Below are 22,045 nucleotides of genomic sequence, written 5' to 3'. Positions count from 1 at the left end.
GGTGACGGCGTTTTCTGGCGATGTGCCGGGTATGTGCCGACAGCGCCGCCAAGGTCGCATAGGACCGAGAGAGGGATTAATACGACAAGCCGATGAACTGCCCACTTCACCCATCGAGGTGAACCGGTGCCCCGTTTGCCCGGAAAATCCATGCCTGACCTTTACTCACCATTACGATTCGTTTACCGAGCGTTGAATCATCCCGCCGCTGCACGTCGTGCCCCACGGCCGCGACCGAGCCCCCGCCCCGCGAGGGCACCCCCTGATCCGCGACCGCGCCGCCCCGGAGGAGACGGGAAACATGTCATCAGCCTGCGTACCCACCCACCCCGAGAACCCGGGCCTCGCCCGCGCCGGAGCCGCAAGTCCCCGAAGCACCACGGCGACCGGCCGGCCGCCGAGCCCGCCCGCACCCCCGCGCCGCCGTCGCTTCCGCGTCGAGAGCGCCGACCTGTCCGCGTCCGTCGCGGTGTTTCTGATCGCCCTGCCGCTCTCCCTCGGCATCGCCCTCGCCACCGGCGCCCCGCTCCAGGCCGGCCTGGTCGCCGCGGCCGTCGGCGGGCTGGTCGCCGGGCGGCTCGGCGGCTGCCCGCTCCAGGTCAGCGGCCCGGCCGCCGGACTCACCGTGGTCACCGCCGACCTGATCCACCGGTACGGCTGGCGGACCACCTGCGGCATCACCGTCCTCGCCGGGCTGGCCCAGCTGGGCCTGGGCTGCCTGCGCGTGGCCCGCACCGCGCTCGCCGTCAGCCCCGCGGTGGTCCACGGCATGCTCGCCGGCATCGGCGTCACCATCGCCGTCGCCCAGCTGCACATCGTGCTCGGCGGCAACCCGCAGAGTTCGGTCCTCGCCAACGTCCGGGCGCTGCCCGCCCAGTTGGCCCACCTGCACCCGGCCGCCGTGGCGATGAGCGCGCTGACCCTGGCCCTGCTGCTCGGCTGGCCCCGGATCCCCGGCGCCCTGGGCCGCCGGCTGCGCACGGTCCCGGCCGCCCTGGTCGCCGTCACCGGTGCCACCGCGACCGCCTCGCTCACCGGGCTCACCCTGCCGAGGGTCGACCTGCCGTCCTGGAGCAGCCATGCCCTGGCGGGGCTGCCTGAGGGGCCGGTGCTCGGCATCGCCGCCGCCGTGCTCACCACCACGCTGGTGTGCAGCGTGCAGTCGCTGCTGGGCGCGGTCGCGGTGGACAAGCTGGTCGCCGGGCGCACCGGCCCGCAGTCCCGGGTCGGCCGCTCCGACCTGGACCGCGAACTGCTCGGTCAGGGCGCGGCCAACATCGTCTCCGGGGCGCTCGGCGGACTGCCGGTCGCCGGGGTCGCGGTGCGCAGTTCGGCGAATGTGAGATCCGGTGCCGTCAGCCGGAACTCCACGATGCTGCACGGCGTTCTCGTAGTAGTCGCCGCGCTGCTGATGGTCCCGCTCCTGGATCTCATCCCACTCGCCTCGCTCGCCGCCCTGGTGATGGCCGTCGGCATCCAGATGGTGTCCCTGCACCACATCCGCACGGTGACCCGCCACCGCGAAGTGCTGGTGTACGCCGTCACCACACTCGGCGTGGTTCTCCTCGGTGTCCTGGAGGGCGTGGTCCTCGGGGTCGCCGTGGCCGTCGCCCTCGCCCTGCACCGCCTCGCCCGCACCCGCATCACCCGTGAAGAGAAGGGAGGAGTCCACTACGTCCATGTCAGAGGACAGCTGACGTTCCTCGCGGTTCCCCGGCTCAGCAGAGCCCTGCATCTCGTACCCCAAGGCGCCCACGCCGTGGTGGAGCTGGACGGTTCGTTCATGGACCACGCGGCGTACGAGTCACTGCAGGACTGGCGCAAGGCTCACACCGCGCAGGGCGGCTCCGCCGAACTCACCGGCTGCCGCGCGGGCATCCGCTCGCCGGAGTACGGCCACCGCCCCGAGCACGGCCCACGTCCCGAGCACCGCGCGGGCCACGGCCACCGAGCGGGCCTCACCCGATGGGTCGGCGGCAGACCGGCCGACGGGACACCGGTCGACGGCGGTCCGGTCGGCTCCGGGCATGAACTCGCCCGTGGGATCAGCGCGTTCCAGCGCGAGACCGCGCCCCTGGTGCGGGACGAGCTGGCCCGGCTGGCGCGCGAGGGGCAGCGGCCCTCGCAGCTCTTCCTCACCTGCGCGGACTCCCGGCTCGTCACCTCGATGATCACCTCCAGTGGACCGGGTGACCTGTTCGTGGTCCGCAACGTCGGCAACCTGGTCCCCCTTCCGGGTGAGGAGAACGGCGACGACTCGGTGGCGGCGGCGATCGAGTACGCGGTGGACGTGCTGAAGGTGCGCTCCATCACGGTGTGCGGGCACTCCGGGTGCGGGGCGATGCAGACGCTGCTGACCTCGGGGTCCGGGGAGGAGGAGACGACCCCGCTCGGGCGGTGGCTGCGGCACGGCGAGCCGAGCCTGGCGCGGGTGGCCGACGACAGCCGCCCCTGGGTCCGGCTGGCCGGGCGGGCGCCGGCGGACGCGGTGGAGCAGCTCTGCCTGACCAATGTGGTCCAGCAGTTGGAGCATCTGCGGGCACACGACTCGGTGGCCCGGGCGCTGGCCGCGGGGGCGCTGGAGCTGCACGGGATGTACTTCCATGTGGGCGAGGCGCAGGCGTATCTGCTGGGCCGGCCCGAGGGGGACGAGGAGGGAGCGGTGTTCGAGGGGGTGCCGGGCGCGGAGGAGTTGCGCAGCCCGGCCTGAGAAGGGGCGACGGGCCCGCCGGAAGCCGACAGGTCTAAACCAATATTCCGACGGCCCTTGTCACCGGACCCCTGGGTCTGATGAGCTGTGTGGCCTGGGACACAACGGACACCCTTCGAAAGGGAGATGTCGTGAGCAACGAAAGCCTGGCCAACCTCTTGAGGGAGGAGCGACGCTTCGCGCCGCCCGCCGACCTGGCCGAGAACGCCAACGTCGGGGCCGAGGCGTACGAAGAGGCCAAGGCTGACAGGCTCGGCTTCTGGGCCGCGCAGGCCCGTCGGCTGACCTGGGCCAAGGAGCCGACGGAGACGCTGGACTGGTCGAACCCGCCGTTCGCCAAGTGGTTCAAGGACGGCGAGCTCAATGTCGCGTACAACTGCGTGGACCGGCACGTGGAGGCCGGGAACGGCGACCGGGTCGCCATCCACTTCGAGGGCGAGCCCGGCGACAGCCGCGCGATCACCTACGCCGAGCTGAAGGACGAGGTCTCCAAGGCGGCGAACGCGCTGCTGGAACTCGGGGTCCAGAAGGGCGACCGGGTCGCGATCTACATGCCGATGATCCCGGAGACGGCGGTCGCGATGCTCGCCTGCGCCCGGATCGGCGCCGCGCACTCCGTGGTCTTCGGCGGTTTCTCGGCGGACGCGCTGGCCACCCGCATCCAGGACGCGGACGCCAAGGTCGTCATCACCTCCGACGGCGGCTACCGGCGCGGCAAGCCGTCCGCGCTCAAGCCGGCCGTGGACGAGGCGATCGGCAAGGTGGACAACATCGAGCACGTGCTGGTCGTGCGGCGCACCGGGCAGGAGGTGGCCTGGGACGACTCGCGGGACGTGTGGTGGCACGAGATCGTCGAGCGGCAGTCGGCCGAGCACACGCCGGAGGCCTTCGACGCCGAGCACCCGCTGTTCATCCTGTACACGTCCGGTACGACGGGTAAGCCGAAGGGCATCCTGCACACCTCGGGCGGCTACCTCACCCAGGCGTCGTACACGCACTGGGCGGTCTTCGACCTCAAGCCGGAGACGGACGTGTACTGGTGCACGGCCGACGTCGGCTGGGTCACCGGCCACTCCTACATCGTGTACGGGCCGCTGGCCAACGGCGCGACACAGGTGATGTACGAGGGCACCCCGGACACCCCGCACCAGGGCCGGTTCTGGGAGATCGTGCAGAAGTACGGGGTGACGATCCTGTACACGGCGCCCACCGCGATCCGGACGTTCATGAAGTGGGGCGACGACATCCCCGCCAAGTTCGACCTGAGCAGCCTGCGGGTGCTCGGTTCGGTGGGCGAGCCGATCAACCCCGAGGCGTGGATCTGGTACCGCAAGCACATCGGCGCCGACCGGACGCCGATCGTGGACACCTGGTGGCAGACCGAGACCGGCGCGATGATGATCTCCCCGCTGCCGGGCGTCACCGCGACCAAGCCCGGTTCGGCGCAGACCCCGCTGCCCGGCATCTCGGCGACGGTCGTCGACGACGAGGCGCAGGAGGTGCCCAACGGCGGGGGCGGCTACCTGGTGCTGACCGAGCCGTGGCCGTCGATGCTGCGCACCATCTGGGGCGACGACCAGCGGTTCCTGGACACGTACTGGTCCCGCTTCGAGGGCAAGTACTTCGCCGGTGACGGCGCCAAGAAGGACGACGACGGCGACATCTGGCTGCTCGGCCGGGTGGACGACGTCATGCTCGTCTCCGGGCACAACATCTCCACCACCGAGGTGGAGTCGGCGCTCGTCTCCCACCCGGCGGTCGCCGAGGCGGCCGTGGTGGGTGCGGCGGACGAGACGACCGGGCAGGCGATCGTCGCCTTCGTGATCCTGCGCGGCACGGCGAACGCCGAGGACGAGGGCCTGGTCAACGAGTTGCGCAACCACGTCGGCGCCACGCTCGGCCCGATCGCCAAGCCCAAGCGGGTGCTGCCGGTGGCGGAGCTGCCGAAGACCCGCTCCGGCAAGATCATGCGCCGGCTGCTGCGCGACGTCGCCGAGAACCGCCAGCTCGGTGACGTCACGACGCTGACGGACTCCACGGTCATGGACCTCATCCAGGCGAAGCTCCCGGCGGCGCCCAGCGAGGACTGACCCGCAGCGGCACGGCCCGAGGGGTGCCCGGCGCGAAACGCGCCGGGCACCCCTTTTGCGCCTACCGTGAATCTCACCTGGCACTTCCCGGCACACCTTAGGTAAACTAAGCAAAGTAGCGTGATCCTCAAGGTGTGCCGGGAAGTCTGGTCGGCAAGTAGCTCCGTCCTGCCCACCGACCGGAGGTCCCCGTGTCCGCGCCCCGCACCAGCCCCGCCCGCAAGGTCCTCGGGCGGCTCTCGCTGCCCGAGCGGACCTTCGTCGCGGACGCGCTGCGGACCGAGACCGTCGGCGGTGTGCTGCTGCTGATCGCCGCGATCGCCGCCCTGGTCTGGGCGAACATCCCCGCGCTGCGGCAAAGCTACGAGAGCGTCGGCCACTTCCACTTCGGCCCCGAGGCCCTCGGCCTGAACCTCTCCGTCACCCACTGGGCCGCGGACGGGCTGCTCGCGGTCTTCTTCTTCGTCGCCGGCATCGAGCTCAAGCGGGAGCTGGTGGCCGGCGATCTCAAGGACCCCAGGGCCGCCGTCCTGCCGGTCGTCGCCGCGCTGTGCGGAATGGCCGTACCGGCGCTCGTCTACACCCTCACCACCCTCACCGGCGGCGGCGACACCCACGGCTGGGCGGTGCCCACCGCCACCGACATCGCCTTCGCGCTGGCCGTGCTCGCGGTCATCGGGACGTCCCTGCCCAGCGCCCTGCGCGCCTTCCTGCTCACCCTCGCGGTCGTCGACGACCTCTTCGCGATCCTGATCATCGCGATCTTCTTCACCGAGCGGATCGACTTCGCCGCGCTCGGCGGCGCGGTCCTCGGCCTCGCCGTCTTCTGGCTGCTGCTGCGCAAGGGCGTGCGCGGCTGGTACGTGTACGTCCCGCTCGCGGTCGTCGTCTGGGCGCTGATGTACAACAGCGGGGTGCACGCGACCATCGCCGGTGTCGCGATGGGCCTGATGCTGCGCTGCACCACCCGCGAGGGTGAGGAGCACTCCCCCGGCGAACACGTCGAGCATATGGTGCGGCCGTTGTCGGCGGGACTGGCCGTACCCCTCTTCGCCCTCTTCAGCGCCGGCGTGGCGGTGTCCGGAGGGGCGCTCGCGGACGTCTTCACCAAACCCGAGACGCTCGGGGTCGTCCTCGGGCTGGTCGTCGGCAAGACGGTCGGGATCTTCGGCGGCACCTGGCTGACCGTCCGCTTCACCCGGGCCTCGCTCAGCGAGGACCTCGCCTGGGCCGACGTCTTCGCGGTCGCCTCGCTCGCCGGCATCGGCTTCACGGTGTCGCTGCTCATCGGCGAACTGGCCTTCGCGGACGACACCGTGCTCACGGACGAGGTCAAGGCCGCCGTCCTCACCGGATCGCTCATCGCGGCCCTGTGCGCCACCGTGCTGCTGAAGATACGCAACGCCCGCTACCGCGGGCTGGTAGAGGCCGAGGAACGGGACGACGACCTCGACGGCATCCCGGACGTCTACGAGCAGGACGACCCGGCGTACCACCTGCGGATGGCGGAGATATACGACCGCAAGGCCGCCGAGCACCGCCGGATCGCCGCCGAGAAGGCGGCCCGGCAGGCCACCGGATAGGGCCCGGCGGGCGCGACGCGCCTGTCGAAGTGCCGGGCGGGGCAGGCGAGCAGGGCGGCCGTCCGGCATGATCTGACGAGACGGTACAAAAGACGATGACAAGTACGCAGAGGGAGACCGCGATGAGCGCACCCGACGGCAGCCCGGTCGGTGCCGAACGCAGCATCGGCCAGCTGTTCGCCTCGGCGACCGCCGAGATGTCGGCGCTGGTGCACGACGAGATCGCGCTGGCCAAGGCCCAGCTGAAGCAGGACGTCAAGCGGGGCGCGACCAGCGGTGGCGCGTTCACGGTGGCGGCCGTGCTGCTGCTGTTCTCCCTGCCGATGCTCAACTTCGCGCTGGCGTACGGCATTCGGACCTGGAGCCACTGGAACCTGGCGATCTGCTTCCTGCTCTCCTTCGCGGCGAACGTCCTGGTGGCCGTCGTCCTCGCGCTGGTCGGCGTGCTGTTCGCGAAGAAGGCCAAGCAGGGCAAGGGCCCGCAGAAGGTGGCCGCGTCGATGAAGGAGACGGCCGGCGTGCTGCAGAACGCCAAGCCGCATCCGCGTCCGGAACTGCCCAGGGATGACGTGCCGGCCATCGAGGCTGTGGCACGCTCGACCTCATGACGGATCCCGCTCCCTCGGCCGTACGGCTGGAGGGCCCCTGGACGCACCGGGACGTCGCCGCGAACGGCGCCCGGTTCCACATCGCCGAGCTCGGCGACGGCCCGCTGGTCATGCTGGTGCACGGATTCCCCGAGTTCTGGTGGACCTGGCGGCACCAGCTGGTCGCGCTGGCCGACGCGGGCTTCCGGGCCGTCGCCATGGACCTGCGCGGTGTCGGCGGCAGCGACCGCACCCCGCGCGGCTACGACCCGGCCAACCTCGCGCTCGACATCACCGGCGTGATCCGCTCCCTGGGCGAGCCGGACGCCGCGCTGGTCGGCCACGACCTGGGCGGCTATCTGGCGTGGACGGCCGCCGCGATGCGGCCCAAGCTGGTCCGGCGGCTCGCGGTCGTGTCCATGCCGCACCCGCGGCGCTGGCGCGCGGCGATGCTGCGGGACCGCCGGCAGTCCGCCGCCGCCTCCTACATCTGGGGCTTCCAGCGGCCCTGGATCCCGGAGCGCCAGCTCGTCGCCGACGACGGCGCGCTGGTCGGCCGGCTGATCCGGGACTGGTCCGGACCGCGGCTGCCCGAGGACAAGACCGTGGAGACGTACCAGCGGGCGATGTGCATCCCCTCCACCGCGCACTGCTCGATCGAGCCGTACCGCTGGCTGGTGCGCTCGCTGGCGCGTCCCGACGGCATCCAGTTCAACCGGCGGATGAAGCGGCCGGTGCGCGTCCCGACGCTGCATCTGCACGGCTCCCTGGACCCGGTGGCCCGCACCCGCAGCGCGGCCGGCTCCGGCGAGTACGTCGAAGCGCCTTACCGCTGGCGGCTGTTCGACGGTCTCGGGCACTTCCCGCACGAGGAGGACCCGGTCGCGTTCTCCACCGAACTGGTCAACTGGCTCAAAGACCCCGAACCGGATCGGTGACCGTTCCGATGCGCCCGGTATCCGGAGCTGCACACCTGTTCTACGAACGGCCACATGCCCCGCGCATAGGCCGATTGAGGGGCGTGGGGGAGGTTATCGACCTTGGGGCAGGGGCAGACGTCGGGGTATGGGCTGGACGCACGACTACAGTGACGCACCCCGCAACCGCCGTACGACAGGCGGTCTGAACTCCCATCGAGGAGCCTCCCCGCAGCTGCCGGGCACGGACCTCAGGGTGGGGATTCCGCGCATCCTGCGCCGCCGGGCCCGCTGGGTCTCGGTCCGCCTGCGCCACACCCGCGGCTGACCCCCTAGGGGGCCCCGCGGATCTCCGCAGATCTCCGCGGGGGCTCTAGAGGGCGCAGCTGTCGGTGCCCACCTGCTGACTCGCGGTACGGCCCCGGGCGATGTCCGCCTGGATCTCGTCGGCCGTGAGGGCGTAACCGGTGTCGGCGTCGTCCAGCGACTTCGCGAAGACGACCCCGTACACCTTGCCCTCGGGGGTGAGCAGCGGGCCGCCGGAGTTGCCCTGGCGGACGGTGGCGTACAGCGAGTAGACGTCACGGCGGACGGTGCCGCGGTGGTAGATGTCCGGGCCGTTGGCCGTGATCCGGCCGCGCACCCGGGCGGCACGGACGTCGTACGAGCCGTTCTCCGGGAAGCCGGCGACGATCGCGCCGTTGTTGGTGTCCGCGTCCGCGGCGGAGAACTTCAGCGCCTTCGCCCGCAGGTTGGGCACGTCCAGTACGGCGATGTCGCGCTGCCAGTCGTAGAGGACGACCTTGGCGTCGTACTTGCGGCCCTCGCCGCCGATCTGGACGGTGGGCTCGTCGACGCCGCCGACCACGTGCGCGTTGGTCATGACGCGGCGGTCGGCGAAGACGAAGCCGGTGCCCTCCAGGATCTTGCCGCAGCTCTGCGCGGTGCCGGTCACCTTGACGATGGACTGCTTGGCCGTGGTGGCGACCACGCTGTTCGCGAGGGCCGGGTCGGGCGGTGAGACGTCGGTGATCGGTTCGTTGGCGAAGGGGCTGAAGACCTGCGGGAAGCCGTTCTGGGCGAGGACCGCGGAGAAGTCCGCGAACCAGGTGTCGGCCTGGTTGGGCAGGGCTCTGGAGACCCCGAGCAGCACCTTGGAGTTGCGGACCTCCTTGCCGAGCGTCGGCAGGGTGGTGCCCGCGAGGGCGGAGCCGATCAGCCAGGCCACCAGCAGCATCGCGAGGACGTTGACCAGCGCGCCGCCGGTGGCGTCCAGGGCGCGGGCGGGGGACCAGGTGATGTACCGGCGGAGCTTGTTGCCCAGGTGCGTGGTGAGTGCCTGGCCGACCGAGGCGCAGACGATGACGACGACCACGGCGACGACCGCCGCGGTCGTGCCCACCTCGGAGTTGTCGGTCACCGCGTCCCAGATGACGGGCAGGGCGTAGACGGCGACGAGTCCGCCGCCCAGGAAGCCGATCACCGACAGGATGCCGACGACGAACCCCTGGCGGTAGCCGACGATCGCGAACCACACGGCGGCGACCAGCAACAGGATGTCCAGCACATTCACGGTGGACACCCTGTCATGACCGCCAGTCGAGCGGGACCAGCTTCTCGCGGTCCCAGGAGCGCTCCCATCCCGCGTAGTGCAGCAACCGGTCGATCACCCCGGCCGTGAACCCCCACACCAGGGTCGATTCGACCAGGAATGCCGGACCTCGGTGGCCGGCCGGGTGCACCGCGGTGGCCCGGTTGGCCGGATTCGTGAGATCCGCCACGGGGACCGTGAAGACCCGTGCCGTCTCGTTCGGATCGACCACCCCCACCGGGGTCGGCTCGCGCCACCAGCCCAGCACCGGGGTGACGACGAAGCTGCTGACCGGGATGTACAGCTTGGGCAGCACCCCGAACAGCTGGACCCCGGCCGGGTCGAGCCCGGTCTCCTCCTCGGCCTCGCGGAGAGCGGCCCGCAGCGGCCCGTCGGCCTTCGGGTCGCCGTCCTCGGGGTCGAGGGCGCCACCGGGGAAGGAGGGCTGCCCGGCGTGCGAGCGCAGCGAGCCGGCCCGCTCCATCAGCAGCAGCTCGGGGCCGGTCGCGCCCTCCCCGAACAGGATCAGCACGGCCGACTGCCGTCCCGCGCCGTTCTCCGGCGGCAGGAAGCGGCTCAGCTGGAGCGGCTTGACCGTCTCGGCGGCCCGCACCACCGGATCCAGCCAGCCCGGGAGGTCCTTCTTGCTGAGCGCCGCGCTCGCCCGTGGCCCGTCGGCACGCCCGTCGATATGCGCGTCGGTATGCGCCTTGCCGGTGTGTGTCATGGCATCCCCCGTCGTCCTGCCCGGTCCAACGCCCGGGCGCCCCTTGATCGTTCCGTCACTCGACCCCCAGAAGGTCCCTAGGTCATTTCCCCTGTACGCCGCCCAGCGGCGGGGCCGGCCTGCCGCCCGCGTCCAGATAGGCCTGCGGGGGCTTGAGGCGCTGCCCCGGGAAGCCGCCCTTCTCGTACTTCAGCAGCTTCCTCGCCTTCTCCGGGTCGGTCTCGCCCTCGCCGTAGGCCGGGCAGAGCGGGGCGATGGGACAGACCCCGCAGGCGGGCTTGCGGGCGTGGCACATCCGGCGGCCGTGCCAGATCACGTGGTGCGAGAGGTCGGTCCAGTCGCTCTTGGGGAAGAGCGCTCCCACGGCCGCCTCGATCTTGTCCGGCTCGGTCTCCTCGGTCCACCGCCACCGCCGGACCAGGCGCTGGAAGTGGGTGTCCACGGTGATCCCGGGGCGCCCGAAGGCGTTGCCGAGCACGACGAACGCGGTCTTGCGGCCGACACCGGGAAGCTTGACCAGGTCCTCCAGCCGGCCCGGCACCTCACCGCCGAACTGCTCCACCAGCCCCTTGGAGAGCCCTATCACCGACTTGGTCTTGGCCCGGAAGAACCCGCAGGGCCGCAGGATCTCCTCGACCTCCTCCGGGTTGGCGGCGGACAGGTCCTCGGGGGTGGGGTACCTCGCGAACAGCGTCGGGGTGGTCTGGTTGACGCGCAGGTCGGTGGTCTGAGCGGACAGCACCGTGGCGACCAGCAGCTGGAAGGAGTTCTCGAAGTCCAGCTCGGGGTGGGCGTACGGGTACACCTCACCGAGCTCGCGGTCGATCCGCCGGGCCCGCCGGACGAGAGCGGTGTGCGACTCCGGCTTCCACGCGGCTTTCGGCTTCTCGGCGGCGGCCTTCTTGGCCACGGCCTTCTTCGCCGGCGCCGTCTTCTTGGCCGGCGCCGTTTTCTTCGCCGGCGCCGTCTTCTTCGCCACGGCCTTCTTGGCCGGCGCCGTTTTCTTCGCCGGCGCCGCCTTCTTCGCCACGGCCTTCTTCGCCGCGCTCTTCGCCGGCGCCGCCCTCTTCACAGCGGTCTTCTCGGCGGCGGCCTTCTTCACGGCTTTCGCCGCTTTGGTCGCCTTTTTCGGCGCGCCAGGGGCAGCATCGGACCCCTGTTCGCCCACAGCGGAATCACGACGTACAACCACCCGCGCAGCCCCCTTGGCCTGTGCTCTCACCGGCGATTTGGACACCCGGCCAGCCTAAAGCCCGGCACCGACATCCGCCCCGGACCCGGAAGATCAGCCCCCGATTGGACCCCTGCCGCTTACCTCGGCACACCTGTGCGGCATCCTTGTGACAGATCACACTGTTTGGACCGTCCGGCAAAATGGGGAGCACGGTCCCCTGGTACGACGGGGAGCAAGATCCCCTGAGCAGGTCGACAAGGAGAGAACTCGTGGACGACGTTCTGCGGCGCAACCCGCTCTTCGCGGCGCTCGATGACGAGCAGTCCGCGGAGCTGCGTGCCTCCATGAGTGAGGTGACCCTCGCGCGTGGTGACTCCCTGTTCCACGAGGGCGACCCGGGCGACCGGCTCTATGTCGTCACCGAGGGCAAGGTCAAGCTCCACCGCACCTCCCCCGACGGCCGCGAGAACATGCTCGCCGTCGTCGGCCCCGGCGAGCTGATCGGCGAGCTGTCGCTGTTCGACCCGGGCCCGCGCACGGCGACCGCCACCGCGCTGACCGAGGTCAAGCTGCTGGGCCTCGGCCACGGCGACCTCCAGCCCTGGCTGAACGCCCGCCCGGAGGTGGCCACCGCCCTGCTGCGCGCGGTCGCCCGACGGCTGCGCAAGACCAACGACGCCATGTCCGACCTGGTCTTCTCCGATGTGCCGGGCCGTGTCGCGCGCGCCCTGCTGGACCTCTCCCGCCGCTTCGGCGTGCAGTCCGAGGAAGGCATCCACGTCGTCCACGACCTCACGCAGGAGGAGCTGGCCCAGCTGGTCGGCGCGTCCCGCGAGACCGTGAACAAGGCGCTGGCGGACTTCGCCCAGCGCGGCTGGCTGCGCCTGGAGGCGCGCGCCGTGATCCTGCTGGACGTCGAGCGGCTGGCCAAGCGCTCGCGCTGACACCGGCACCGGACCGTACGGCTCAGGGTTCCGCCCCCGATGGGGCGGAACCCTGAGCCGTGTCCGGATCTTTGACACAGTTGCCCCATGGCTGAACCCGCTCCCTCCAGAGGGCTCGACTCCCTGGGCTTCATCGAGCGCGAGGGCTCGCACGCGCGCGTGCCGGACGTCTTCCGTCCCGTCGTCGCGGCCGCCCGTGACCGGCTGCTGGACGCCTTCGGGGCGCGGCTGGACAGCGCCTACCTCTACGGATCGATCCCGCGCGGCACCGCGCGCGTGGGGCGTAGCGACCTGGATCTGGTGGCGGTGCTGCGCGCCGAGCCGACCGGCGCCGACCGGGAGGCGGCCCGGGGCCTCGGGGAGGCCGTCGACAAGGAGTTCCCGCAGATCGACGGGGTGGGGACGCTGCTCTACTCGCGGGCACGGGTGCTGAGCGAGCTGGAGCGGTACGACATCGGCTGGTTCGTGGCCTGCCAGTGCACCCCGCTGCTCGGCGAGGACCTCGCCGAGTTCCTGCCCCGCTACCGCCCCGACTCCCTGCTCGCCCGCGAGACCAACGGCGACCTGGCCCGGTTCCTGCCGCGCTGGCGGGACCGGATCGCGGCCGCCGAGGACACCGAGGAGGCCCTGCGGCCCCTGGTGCGCTTCATGTCACGGCATCTGGTCCGCACCGGGTTCACCCTCGTCATGCCCCGCTGGAACGGCTGGACCAGCGATCTGCGGGAGATGGCCGAGGCGTTCGCCGGCTACTACCCGGAGCGCGCCGAACAGCTGCGCCGCGCGGCCGAGTCGGGCTACGAGCCGGTCGGCGACCGTGCCGTCCTGCGCACGTACGTCGACGACCTCGGCCCCTGGCTCGCCGCCGAGTACGCGCGCGTGCACGGCGTGAAGGCCCCGAGGCCCGCCGAGGAGGCCTAGATCAGCCCGTGCTCGCCGAGGTACTCCAGCTGGGCCCGCACGGACAGTTCCGCCGCCGGCCACAGGGAGCGGTCCACGTCGGCGTAGACATGGGCGACGACGTCGGCGGGGTCGCGGTGGCCGTTCTCGACGGCCGTCTCGACCTGGGCGAGCCGGTGGGCGCGGTGGGCCAGATAGAACTCCACGGCGCCCTGGGCGTCCTCCAGGACGGGACCGTGCCCCGGCAGGACGGTGCGGACGCCGTCGTCGACCGTCAGCGAGCGCAGCCGTCGTAGCGAGTCCAGGTAGTCGCCCAGCCGGCCGTCCGGATGGGCCACGACCGTCGTGCCGCGCCCCAGGATGGTGTCGCCGGTCAGGACCGCGCGGTCGGCCGGGAGGTGGAAGCAGAGCGAGTCGGCGGTGTGGCCGGGGGTGGGCACGACCCGGAGTTCCAGGCCGCCGGTCGTGATCACGTCACCGGCCGCCAGGCCCTCGTCGCCCAGGCGCAGCGCCGGGTCGAGGGCGCGCACGCGGGTGCCGGTCAGTTCGGCGAAGCGGACGGCGCCCTCGGCGTGGTCGGGGTGGCCGTGGGTGAGGAGGGTGAGCGCGACGCGCCGGCCGGTCTTCTCGGCCGTGTCGATGACCGCGCGGAGGTGGTCGTCGTCCTGCGGGCCCGGGTCGATCACCACGGCCAGGTCGGAGTCGGGCTCGGCGACGATCCAGGTGTTGGTGCCGTCCAGGGTCATCGCGGAGGCGTTGGGCGCCAGCACGTTGACCGCCCGCGCGGTGGCGGGACCCGAGAGGACTCCGCCGCGGGGCTGGCCGGGAAGGGCTGCTGCCTCGGTCATGCGGGGCCTCCTGCGCCGGGCGCGGTCGGTATGTGCTTGGTGAACTCCTCGTGCCCCGGCCAGGTCAGGACGATCTCCCCGGCCGCCAGACGGGCGCGGGCCAGCACCGGGGTCATGTCCCGCGCGGGCGCCGCCGCGAGCGTCTCGGCGGCGGTGGCGTACGGCGTCAGCTGGCGCAGGGTCGCGATGGTGGGCGGCATCATCAGCAGCTCGCCCTTGTCGTACCCGGCGGCGGCCTCGGCCGGGCGGATCCACACCGTGCGGTCGGCCTCCGTGGAGGCGTTGCGGGTGCGCTGGCCCGCGGGCAGGGCGGCGACGAAGAACCAGGTGTCGTAGCGGCGGGTCTCGAACTCCGGGGTGATCCAGCGCGTCCAGGCGCCCAGCAGGTCCGAGCGGAGCACCAGGCCCCGGCGGTCCAGGAACTCCGCGAAGGACAGGTCACGGGCGACGAGGGCGGCGCGGTCGGCCTCCCAGTCGTCCCCGGTGGTGTCCCCGACCACCGCGTCGGCGGCCGGGCCCGCGAGGAGCACGCCCGCCTCCTCGTACGTCTCCCGCACGGCCGCGCAGACGATCGCCTGGGCGCCCGCCGCGTCCACGCCGAGCCGCTCGGCCCACCACGCGCGCGTGGGGCCCGCCCAGCGGATCTGGTGGTCGTCGTCGCGCGGGTCCACGCCGCCGCCCGGATACGCGTACGCGCCTCCGGCGAAGGCCATGGAGGCGCGTCTGCGCAGCATGTGGACGACGGAGCCGTCCGGGGTGTCCTTCAGGAGCAGCACGGTGGCCGCGCGCTTCGGGGTCACCGGCACGAGGGTGCCCTCCGCGTGCGCCCGGATGCGGTCCGGCCACTCGGGGGGATACCACTGTCCATCGGCCATTACCGGAGGCTATCCCTTGGTGAGCGAATGTTCGAGGGGTGGCCCGTGGCGTCGCCGTTACGGCAGCAGCTCGACCTGGACCTCGACCTCGACCGGCGCGTCCAGCGGGAGCACCGCGACGCCCACCGCGCTCCGCGCGTGCACGCCCTTCTCGCCGAGGACCTCGCCGAGCAGTTCGCTGGCGCCGTTGATCACACCGGGCTGGCCGGTGAAGTCGCTCGCGGAGGCCACGAAGCCGACGACCTTCACCACGCGCGCGACGCGGTCCAGGTCACCGGCGACGGACTTCACGGCGGCCAGGGCGTTCAGCGCGCAGGTGCGGGCGAGCTCCTTGGCCTCCTCCGCGGTGACCTCGGCGCCGACCTTGCCGGTGACCGGCAGCTTGCCGTCCACCATCGGCAGCTGGCCGGAGGTGTAGACGTACACACCCGACCGCACGGCCGGCTGGTAGGCGGCGAGCGGCGGGACGACCGCCGGCAGGGACAGACCGAGTTCGGCCAGCCTGGCCTCGACCGCGCCCACTACTCCTTCACCCGCTTCAGGTAGGCGACGAGCTGCTCGGGGTTGGGCCCGGGCACGACCTGGACGAGCTCCCAGCCGTCCTGACCCCAGTTGTCCAGAATCTGCTTCGTGGCATGCACGAGCAGCGGTACGGTCACGTATTCCCACTTGGTCATGTGGCCGACTTTATCCGCTGTGACGCACGGGACAGTCGTGCGGCCGGGAGCGCGGTTATCCACAGCCTCCCGCGTGAGTGTCGGGCCGACTGGTTAGTCTCGAAGACGTGAGCAGGCTCCAGGTCGTCAGCGGCAAGGGCGGGACCGGAAAGACGACGGTCGCCGCCGCAATCGCGCTGGCCCTCGCGACCGAGGGGAAGCGGACGCTTCTCGTGGAGGTCGAGGGCCGGCAGGGCATCGCCCAGCTCTTCGAGACGGAGGCGTTGCCCTACGAGGAGCGGAAGATCGCCGTCGCGCCGGGCGGCGGCGAGGTGTTCGCCCTCGCCATCGATCCCGAACTGGCCCTTCTGGACTATCTCCAGATGTTCTACAAGCTCGGCGGGGCCGGCCGGGCACTGAAGAAGCTCGGCGCGATCGACTTCGCCACCACCGTCGCGCCCGGCCTGCGGGACGTGCTCCTCACCGGCAAGGCGTGCGAGGCGGTGCGCCGGAAGGACAAGGCCGGCCGGTTCGTGTACGACTACGTCGTCATGGACGCGCCGCCGACCGGCCGCATCACCCGCTTCCTGAACGTCAACGACGAGGTGGCCGGGCTGGCGAAGATCGGCCCGATACACAATCAGGCGCAGGCCGTGATGCGGGTGCTCAAGTCCAAGGAGACGGCTGTGCACCTGGTCACCCTGCTGGAGGAGATGCCGGTCCAGGAGACCGCCGACGGCATCGCCGAACTGCGGGCCGCGCGGCTGCCGGTGGGCCGGGTCATCGTGAACATGGTCCGGCCGGAGGTGTTGGACGCGGCCGACCTGGAACTCGTACGGACCGTGCCGCGTACCGCCGTCGCGCAGGCGCTGTCGGCCGCGGGCCTCGGCGGGGCGCGGCGCGGCGGGAAGGCCGAGCAGCTGGTGAACCCGCTGCTGCGGCAGGCCGCCGAGTACGCCGAGCGGTACGCGCTGGAGCACGAGCAGCGCGCGGTCCTCGCCGAGCTGGACCTGGAGCGGCACGAACTGCCGCTGCTCGCCGAGGGGATGGACCTGGCGGGCCTGTACGAACTCGCGACCGAGCTGCGGGAACAGGGGATGTCATGACTCCGGAACGGGCAAAGGACCCGGCGCGGAAACCGGCACAGAAGTCGGCACAGGAACCGGCGCAGGACGGCACGCGGCGGCTGGCCCACGCGCCCGCGCTCGACGTCGACCCGCTGCTCGACGACCCGGCGACCCGGATCGTGGTGTGCTGCGGCTCGGGCGGGGTCGGGAAGACCACCACCGCGGCGGCGCTGGGCCTGCGGGCGGCCGAGCGCGGCCGCAAGGTGGTGGTGCTCACCATCGACCCGGCCAGGCGACTGGCGCAGTCCATGGGCATCGACTCGCTCGACAACGTGCCGCGGAAGGTGAAGGGCACCGACGGCACCGGCGAACTGCACGCCATGATGCTCGACATGAAGCGCACCTTCGACGAGGTCGTCGAGGCGCACGCGGACGCGGAGCGGGCGGCCGTCATCCTGGCCAACCCCTTCTACCAGTCGCTCTCGGCGGGCTTCGCGGGCACGCAGGAGTACATGGCGATGGAGAAGCTGGGCCAGCTGCGGGCCCGGGACGAGTGGGACCTGATCGTGGTCGACACCCCGCCCTCCCGCTCGGCGCTGGACTTTCTCGACGCGCCGAAACGGCTCGGCTCCTTCCTGGACGGCAAGCTGATCCGGCTGCTCACCGCGCCGGCGAAACTGGGCGGCCGCGCGGGCATGGCCTTCCTGAACGTCGGCATGTCGATGATGACCGGCACCCTCGGCAAGCTGCTCGGCGGGCAACTGCTGAAGGACGTCCAGACGTTCGTGGCCGCGATGGACACGACGTTCGGCGGGTTCCGCACGCGCGCGGACGCGACGTACAAGCTGCTTCAGGCGCCCGGTACGGCGTTCCTGGTGGTGGCGGCTCCCGAGCGGGACGCGCTGCGGGAGGCCGCGTACTTCGTGGAACGGCTGGCCGCCGAGGACATGCCGCTGGTCGGGCTGGTCCTCAACCGTGTCCACGGCAGCGACGCCGACCGGCTGTCGGCCGAACGGGCACTCGCCGCCGCGGAAAATCTTGAAGAGCCCCGCATTGTCGATCAGGGTGGCGGGAAAGCTGGACTTCGTAACTCTCCCGACACGTACGGCAGTTCTGAATCACCCGCGAGTTCTGAATCACCCGCGCCCGCGCCGTCCGGGTCCCGGCCCGACGAATCCCCCTCGTCAGGGCACGCGGACAGGACTGACGAATCCCCCTCGTCAGAAGAACCGGACTCATCAGCAGACCCGGACCCGTCAGAAGACTCGGACTCGCCAGAGGATCCGGATCGCACCGTCGACCAGCTCACCGCAGGCCTGCTGAGGCTGCATGCCGAGCGCATGCAGCTGCTCTCCCGCGAGCAGCGCACACGTGACCGCTTCACCGCGCGCCACCCCGAGGTGGCCGTGGTGGAGGTGGCCGCGTTGCCCGGCGACGTACATGACCTCGCGGGACTGCGGGACATCGGTGACCGGCTCGCGGCCGGCCGGCCGGAGCTGCCCTAGACCCGTGCGGTCCAGCTGACCTGTGCGGTCTAGCTCACGGCCGCGTAGTTCTCGTACACCTCGTCGTTGTCGAGGGGGACGATTCCGGTCCCCCGCTCGTACTCCGAGCGCGCTGTTTCCAGGAGCCGACGCCAGGAGGTCACGGTGGGCCGCCTGCGCAGCAGTGCGCGGCGCTCCCGCTCCGTCATGCCTCCCCACACGCCGAACTCGACGCGATTGTCCAGCGCATCGGCCAGGCATTCCGTGCGTACCGGACATCCGGTGCACACCGCCTTGGCCCTGTTCTGCGCTGCTCCCTGAACGAACAGTTCATCCGGATCGGTAGTGCGGCAGGCAGCCTGCGCACTCCAGTCGGTTACCCAGCCCATACCGGCGCCGTCCTCTCCCGAATCGAGGCTCCCCCACGGCGGCAGCGGCATATTCACCGCCGCCAGTTGAGGACGTTACGGAAGGTGGGCACAGCGCAACACCCCCTTCGGGCCCAATCTTGAATGGCCCGAACGGACTATGGGTAAGCGGCAGATCACCCGCGGGAGTGAGCTGGCGACATGCGTGATCATCCCGGCAAACCGGTACAGCTGTGGTGCGCCACAACGGACGCCTGGTGACACACGAGGCGGATTCGGACGCGCCATCAACACATCACCCGAAAAAAAGTGGTCGGGTTCCGAAACGATTCGGGGTCGCCGGACGTATTGATACGTGGCCGCACTGCTGTGACAGTTGAGAGCAGCTTAGGCCAAGGCCTGTACGCGTGTCCGGCGAATGGCAAGGTAGACCGTTCATGTCGTCGTGCCCTGGGACACAGTCCGCGGTGTCGCCCTCTATGTCACGATCCGGCACTTGAACATCCCGAGGGCCACCCGCTCACCCGGAATGCTCATCCCCACGGATTAGGCTGCCCCCATGCCAAAGAAGCGCTCGGGCGGTGGTCTGTCGACCACGCAGCAGGCCGCCAAGTTCCTCGGTGTCAGTGTGCTCGCGGGAGCCGTGATGGCGGGCATCGCGCTGCCCGCGGCCGGCGCCCTGGGCCTCGCGGCCAAGGGCTCGGTCCAGGGCTTCGACGAGATCCCGGCCAACCTGAAGAGCCCGCAGCTCAGCCAGCGGACCACGATCCTCGACAGCAAGGGCAACCAGATCGCCCAGGTCTACTCCCGCGACCGCACGGTGGTGGACCTCAAGGACATCTCGCCGTACATGCAGAAGGCGATCGTCGCGATCGAGGACTCCCGCTACTACCAGCACGGCGCCATCGACCTGAAGGGCGTGCTGCGCGCGCTGAACAAGAACGCGCAGAGCGGCGGGGTCTCCCAGGGCGCGTCCACGCTCACCCAGCAGCTGGTGAAGAACTACTTCATCGAGGAGGCCGGCGACGACCCGACGAAGGTCGCCCAGGCCACCCAGCAGACCCTCGGCCGCAAGGTCAAGGAGCTGAAGTACGCGATCCAGCTGGAGGAGAAGCTCGGCAAGAAGAAGATCCTCGAGAACTACCTGAACATCACCTTCTTCGGCGAGCAGGCCTACGGCATCGAGGCCGCCTCCCAGCGGTACTTCTCCAAGCACGCCAAGGACCTGACCCTGGAGCAGTCCGCCCTGCTGGCCGGCATCGTCCAGTCGCCCAGCCGCTACGACCCGGTCAACGACGAGGCCGAGGCCACCAAGCGGCGCAACGTCGTGCTGGAGCGCATGGCCCAGCTGGGTGACATCTCCCAGGCGGAGGCGGACAAGGCCAAGGAGAAGCCGCTCGGGCTGAAGATCACCCAGCCGAAGAACGGCTGCATCACCGCCGTCAAGGGCGCCGGGTTCTTCTGCAAGTACGTCGAGAACGTCTTCCTCACCGACCCGGTCTTCGGCAAGACCCGCGAGGCGCGCGCCAAGCTCTGGAACCAGGGCGGTCTGACCATCCGTACGACGCTGGACCCGCAGGCCCAGGAGTCGGTACAGACGTCGATCAAGGACCACGTCTACAAGTCCGACTCGGTCGCGGCGGCCGCCACCCTCGTGGAGCCCGGCTCCGGCAAGATCCTGGCGATGGGCCAGTCGAAGCCGTACGGCTACAGCAAGAACGAGACCGAGTACAACTTCTCGGTCGACCGGGACTACGGCGGCTCCAACTACGGCTTCCCGACGGGCTCGACGTTCAAGCCGTTCGTGGCCGCCGCCGCCATCGAGGGCGGCAAGTCGGCGACGCAGAAGTACTCGTCGCCGTACAAGATGAACTACCCGAGCCCCGTCCAGCAGTGCGACGGCAAGCAGTGGGTCAACACGACGGGCGAGCAGGTCGAGAACGAGAACGAGTCCGAGGTCGGGCCGTACGCCATGAAGAAGGCCATGGCGAAGTCGATCAACACCTACTTCGTCCAGCTGATCTCCGACATCGGCCTGTGCCCGGTGGTCAAGATGACGGACGCGCTCCACGTCCACCAGGGCGACGGCTCGAAGCTCCCGCAGACCCCGGCCATCGCCCTCGGCGCGATCGGCCTCTCGCCGCTGACCATGGCGAGCGCGTACGCCACCTTCGCCGACCGCGGCATGTACTGCACGCCGGTCGCCATCGAGTCGATCACCCAGAAGGTCGGCAACGAGGAGAAGTCCCTCGCCGTCCCGAAGTCGACCTGCTCGCGTGCGATGAGCGAGAAGACCGCGGACACCATCAACACCCTGCTGCGCGGCGTGATCGACTCCGGTACCGGTCAGCAGGCCGGTCTGGACGACCGGGAGAGCGCCGGCAAGACGGGTACGACGGACTCCCGCAAGAACGCCTGGTTCGTCGGCTACACGCCGAACCTCGCCGGCGCGGTCTGGGTCGGCAGCGCCAAGCAGAACATCGAGATGACCAACATCACCATCGGCGGCGTCTACCACTCCGAGGTCTACGGCGCCGACACCCCCGGCCCGATCTGGAAGGACGCCATGACCGGCGCCCTGGTGGGCAAGTCGGACGAGTCCTTCAACCTCGTCGACATCCCGGACGACGACAACAACGGCAAGCACGACGGGAACGGCAACGGCGACAACACGGGTGGCCTGATCGGCGGTCTCATCGGCGACACGAGCGACGGCGGCACGACGGACGGCTCCACCGACGGCGGCACCACCCCGACCCCGACCTTCTCCTTCCCCGACGGCTTCATCCAGGGGAACGGGAACGGCGGGAACAACGGGAACGGGGGCGGCCGGGGCTGAGCCCCGGCCTCCGGCGCCCGAGCCACTCTTCCGGTTTCCGGTACGACGGCGGGGCCGCACCTCGAGGAAAGAGGTGCGGCCCCGCCGTCGTACTGTCTGCTGAGCCTTGGGGGTCTGCGCAGACTTGGGGGTCTGCTCAGCCTTTGGGCCTTCTCAGCCCTGGAGGTGCTTCTTGACCGCGGCGGCGACGCGGCCGCCCTCGGCCAGGCCGGCCACCTTCGGGTTCACGATCTTCATCACGGCGCCCATGGCCCGCGGGCCCTCGGCGCCCGCCGCCTTCGCCTCCGCGACGGCCTGGGCGACGACCGCGTCCAGCTCCGCGTCGTCGAGCTGCTTCGGCAGGTACTCGGCGAGGACCGCGCCCTCCGCCTTCTCCCGCTCGGCGCTCTCGGCACGGCCACCCTGTGCGAAGGCCTCGGCCGCCTCGCGGCGCTTCTTCGCCTCCTTGGCGATCACCTTGAGCACCTCGTCGTCGGAGAGCTCGCGCTTCTGCTTGCCCGCGACCTCCTCGGTGGTGATCGCGGCGAGCGTCATCCGGAGCGTGGACGAGCGGAGCTCGTCGCGGCCCTTGATCGCGACGTTGAGGTCGTCGTGCAGCTTCGACTTGAGCGTGGTGGTCATGACACCGATTGTCGCAGGTGCCGCAAGCCGACCGCCCGCCCTTTTTGCCCCCGCCCGTCGGACGCCT

19 protein-coding genes and 1 pseudogene are annotated in these 22,045 nt (G+C 70.8%); 11 read left to right on the top strand and 9 right to left on the bottom strand.

Annotated elements, in window-relative coordinates; all coding sequences use genetic code 11:
* Positions 1–301 precede the first annotated feature (301 nt).
* From ACIPSJ_RS19665 to ACIPSJ_RS19640, 6 genes and pseudogenes are all read left to right on the top strand, one after another.
* Positions 302–2,710: a bifunctional SulP family inorganic anion transporter/carbonic anhydrase gene (locus ACIPSJ_RS19665; RefSeq protein ID WP_401347244.1), complete on the top strand. Its 2,409-nt coding sequence runs from the start codon at positions 302–304 to the stop codon at positions 2,708–2,710.
* 131 nt (positions 2,711–2,841) lie between these two features.
* A complete protein-coding gene (acs, locus tag ACIPSJ_RS19660) occupies positions 2,842–4,800 on the top strand; it encodes an acetate--CoA ligase (RefSeq protein WP_401347241.1) in 1,959 nt (652 codons plus the stop codon).
* Positions 4,801–4,991: 191 nt separating this feature from the next.
* Positions 4,992–6,454, top strand: a pseudogene (gene nhaA, locus ACIPSJ_RS19655) (Na+/H+ antiporter NhaA).
* A gap of 51 nt (positions 6,455–6,505) precedes the next feature.
* Entirely contained in the window at positions 6,506–6,991 is a 486-nt protein-coding gene (locus ACIPSJ_RS19650; protein ID WP_401347240.1) for a phage holin family protein, read from the top strand.
* The gene (locus ACIPSJ_RS19645) at positions 6,988–7,908 is read left to right on the top strand and encodes an alpha/beta fold hydrolase (RefSeq protein WP_401347237.1); all 921 of its coding nucleotides are present in this window, start codon (positions 6,988–6,990) and stop codon (positions 7,906–7,908) included. The genes ACIPSJ_RS19650 and ACIPSJ_RS19645 overlap by 4 nt, the downstream gene beginning before the upstream one ends.
* Before the next feature lie 127 nt (positions 7,909–8,035).
* Positions 8,036–8,215, top strand: a complete 180-nt coding sequence (locus ACIPSJ_RS19640; protein WP_355712546.1) for a hypothetical protein — start codon at positions 8,036–8,038, stop codon at positions 8,213–8,215.
* Positions 8,216–8,260: 45 nt separating this feature from the next.
* Here ACIPSJ_RS19640 and ACIPSJ_RS19635 read toward each other — a convergent pair whose 3' ends face one another.
* The 3 genes from ACIPSJ_RS19635 to nth form a co-directional block, all read right to left on the bottom strand.
* Positions 8,261–9,460 carry a MarP family serine protease gene (locus ACIPSJ_RS19635; RefSeq protein WP_359206142.1) on the bottom strand — a complete coding sequence of 400 codons (1,200 nt, stop codon included), beginning with the start codon at positions 9,458–9,460 and terminating at the stop codon, positions 8,261–8,263.
* Positions 9,461–9,473: 13 nt separating this feature from the next.
* A complete protein-coding gene (locus tag ACIPSJ_RS19630; RefSeq protein WP_359206144.1) occupies positions 9,474–10,205 on the bottom strand; it encodes a CoA pyrophosphatase in 732 nt (243 codons plus the stop codon).
* 82 nt (positions 10,206–10,287) lie between these two features.
* Entirely contained in the window at positions 10,288–11,373 is a 1,086-nt protein-coding gene (gene nth / locus ACIPSJ_RS19625; RefSeq protein WP_401347233.1) for an endonuclease III, read from the bottom strand.
* A 275-nt stretch (positions 11,374–11,648) separates the two neighbouring features.
* On the opposite strand from nth, the gene ACIPSJ_RS19620 reads away from it, so the two are divergent.
* Positions 11,649–12,323 carry a Crp/Fnr family transcriptional regulator gene (locus ACIPSJ_RS19620; RefSeq protein ID WP_018547939.1) on the top strand — a complete coding sequence of 225 codons (675 nt, stop codon included), beginning with the start codon at positions 11,649–11,651 and terminating at the stop codon, positions 12,321–12,323.
* 87 nt (positions 12,324–12,410) lie between these two features.
* Complete coding sequence (locus ACIPSJ_RS19615; RefSeq protein ID WP_359206148.1) at positions 12,411–13,241, top strand: nucleotidyltransferase domain-containing protein; 831 nt, start codon at positions 12,411–12,413, stop codon at positions 13,239–13,241.
* Here the strand turns inward: ACIPSJ_RS19615 and ACIPSJ_RS19610 are convergent.
* The 4 genes from ACIPSJ_RS19610 to ACIPSJ_RS19595 are packed head-to-tail and all read right to left on the bottom strand — an operon-like array spanning position 13,238 to position 15,620.
* The gene (locus tag ACIPSJ_RS19610; RefSeq protein ID WP_359206149.1) at positions 13,238–14,068 is read right to left on the bottom strand and encodes an MBL fold metallo-hydrolase; all 831 of its coding nucleotides are present in this window, start codon (positions 14,066–14,068) and stop codon (positions 13,238–13,240) included. The two genes, ACIPSJ_RS19615 and ACIPSJ_RS19610, sit on opposite strands and share 4 nt — an antisense overlap.
* Positions 14,065–14,943: an NUDIX hydrolase gene (locus ACIPSJ_RS19605; protein WP_359206151.1), complete on the bottom strand. Its 879-nt coding sequence runs from the start codon at positions 14,941–14,943 to the stop codon at positions 14,065–14,067. Before ACIPSJ_RS19605 ends, ACIPSJ_RS19610 begins: the two co-directional genes overlap by 4 nt.
* 57 nt (positions 14,944–15,000) lie before the next feature.
* On the bottom strand, positions 15,001–15,465 hold the full coding sequence (locus tag ACIPSJ_RS19600) for a RidA family protein (RefSeq protein WP_359206153.1): 465 nt from the start codon (positions 15,463–15,465) through the stop codon (positions 15,001–15,003).
* Positions 15,465–15,620 carry a DUF4177 domain-containing protein gene (locus tag ACIPSJ_RS19595; protein ID WP_355712560.1) on the bottom strand — a complete coding sequence of 52 codons (156 nt, stop codon included), beginning with the start codon at positions 15,618–15,620 and terminating at the stop codon, positions 15,465–15,467. Before ACIPSJ_RS19595 ends, ACIPSJ_RS19600 begins: the two co-directional genes overlap by 1 nt.
* Positions 15,621–15,727: 107 nt before the next feature.
* On the opposite strand from ACIPSJ_RS19595, the gene ACIPSJ_RS19590 reads away from it, so the two are divergent.
* The gene (locus tag ACIPSJ_RS19590; protein ID WP_355712562.1) at positions 15,728–16,705 is read left to right on the top strand and encodes an ArsA-related P-loop ATPase; all 978 of its coding nucleotides are present in this window, start codon (positions 15,728–15,730) and stop codon (positions 16,703–16,705) included.
* Positions 16,702–18,171 (top strand): ArsA family ATPase, encoded by a 1,470-nt coding sequence (locus ACIPSJ_RS19585; protein WP_401347227.1) that lies wholly within the window; start codon positions 16,702–16,704, stop codon positions 18,169–18,171. The genes ACIPSJ_RS19590 and ACIPSJ_RS19585 overlap by 4 nt, the downstream gene beginning before the upstream one ends.
* Positions 18,172–18,200: 29 nt before the next feature.
* On the opposite strand, the gene wblA is transcribed toward ACIPSJ_RS19585, so the two are convergent.
* Positions 18,201–18,539, bottom strand: a complete 339-nt coding sequence (gene wblA / locus ACIPSJ_RS19580; protein ID WP_063777071.1) for a transcriptional regulator WblA — start codon at positions 18,537–18,539, stop codon at positions 18,201–18,203.
* A 538-nt stretch (positions 18,540–19,077) separates the two neighbouring features.
* On the opposite strand from wblA, the gene ACIPSJ_RS19575 reads away from it, so the two are divergent.
* On the top strand, positions 19,078–21,357 hold the full coding sequence (locus tag ACIPSJ_RS19575; protein WP_359206158.1) for a transglycosylase domain-containing protein: 2,280 nt from the start codon (positions 19,078–19,080) through the stop codon (positions 21,355–21,357).
* Positions 21,358–21,510: 153 nt separating this feature from the next.
* On the opposite strand, the gene ACIPSJ_RS19570 is transcribed toward ACIPSJ_RS19575, so the two are convergent.
* Complete coding sequence (locus ACIPSJ_RS19570) at positions 21,511–21,978, bottom strand: GatB/YqeY domain-containing protein (protein ID WP_355712572.1); 468 nt, start codon at positions 21,976–21,978, stop codon at positions 21,511–21,513.
* Positions 21,979–22,045: the final 67 nt, after the last annotated feature.

The sequence above is a fragment of the Streptomyces sp. NPDC090088 genome (genome assembly GCF_044747345.1).
Taxonomy (GTDB): domain Bacteria; phylum Actinomycetota; class Actinomycetes; order Streptomycetales; family Streptomycetaceae; genus Streptomyces.
The sequence above is the reverse complement of the archived record's forward strand: the minus strand, read 5'-3'. Positions and strand labels throughout refer to the sequence as shown.

What these genes read in the sequence shown, in the direction of transcription:
- ACIPSJ_RS19665 (WP_401347244.1), top strand. Translation starts at nt 302, where the DNA reads ATGTCATCAGCCTGCGTACCCACCCACCCCGAGAACCCGGGCCTCGCC.
- ACIPSJ_RS19650 (WP_401347240.1), top strand. Translation starts at nt 6,506, where the DNA reads ATGAGCGCACCCGACGGCAGCCCGGTCGGTGCCGAACGCAGCATCGGC.
- ACIPSJ_RS19645 (WP_401347237.1), top strand. Translation starts at nt 6,988, where the DNA reads ATGACGGATCCCGCTCCCTCGGCCGTACGGCTGGAGGGCCCCTGGACG.
- ACIPSJ_RS19640 (WP_355712546.1), top strand. Translation starts at nt 8,036, where the DNA reads ATGGGCTGGACGCACGACTACAGTGACGCACCCCGCAACCGCCGTACG.
- ACIPSJ_RS19630 (WP_359206144.1), bottom strand. Translation starts at nt 10,205, where the DNA reads ATGACACACACCGGCAAGGCGCATACCGACGCGCATATCGACGGGCGT.
- ACIPSJ_RS19615 (WP_359206148.1), top strand. Translation starts at nt 12,411, where the DNA reads ATGGCTGAACCCGCTCCCTCCAGAGGGCTCGACTCCCTGGGCTTCATC.
- ACIPSJ_RS19610 (WP_359206149.1), bottom strand. Translation starts at nt 14,068, where the DNA reads ATGACCGAGGCAGCAGCCCTTCCCGGCCAGCCCCGCGGCGGAGTCCTC.
- ACIPSJ_RS19605 (WP_359206151.1), bottom strand. Translation starts at nt 14,943, where the DNA reads ATGGCCGATGGACAGTGGTATCCCCCCGAGTGGCCGGACCGCATCCGG.
- ACIPSJ_RS19595 (WP_355712560.1), bottom strand. Translation starts at nt 15,620, where the DNA reads ATGACCAAGTGGGAATACGTGACCGTACCGCTGCTCGTGCATGCCACG.
- ACIPSJ_RS19585 (WP_401347227.1), top strand. Translation starts at nt 16,702, where the DNA reads ATGACTCCGGAACGGGCAAAGGACCCGGCGCGGAAACCGGCACAGAAG.
- wblA (WP_063777071.1), bottom strand. Translation starts at nt 18,539, where the DNA reads ATGGGCTGGGTAACCGACTGGAGTGCGCAGGCTGCCTGCCGCACTACC.
- ACIPSJ_RS19575 (WP_359206158.1), top strand. Translation starts at nt 19,078, where the DNA reads ATGCCAAAGAAGCGCTCGGGCGGTGGTCTGTCGACCACGCAGCAGGCC.
- ACIPSJ_RS19570 (WP_355712572.1), bottom strand. Translation starts at nt 21,978, where the DNA reads ATGACCACCACGCTCAAGTCGAAGCTGCACGACGACCTCAACGTCGCG.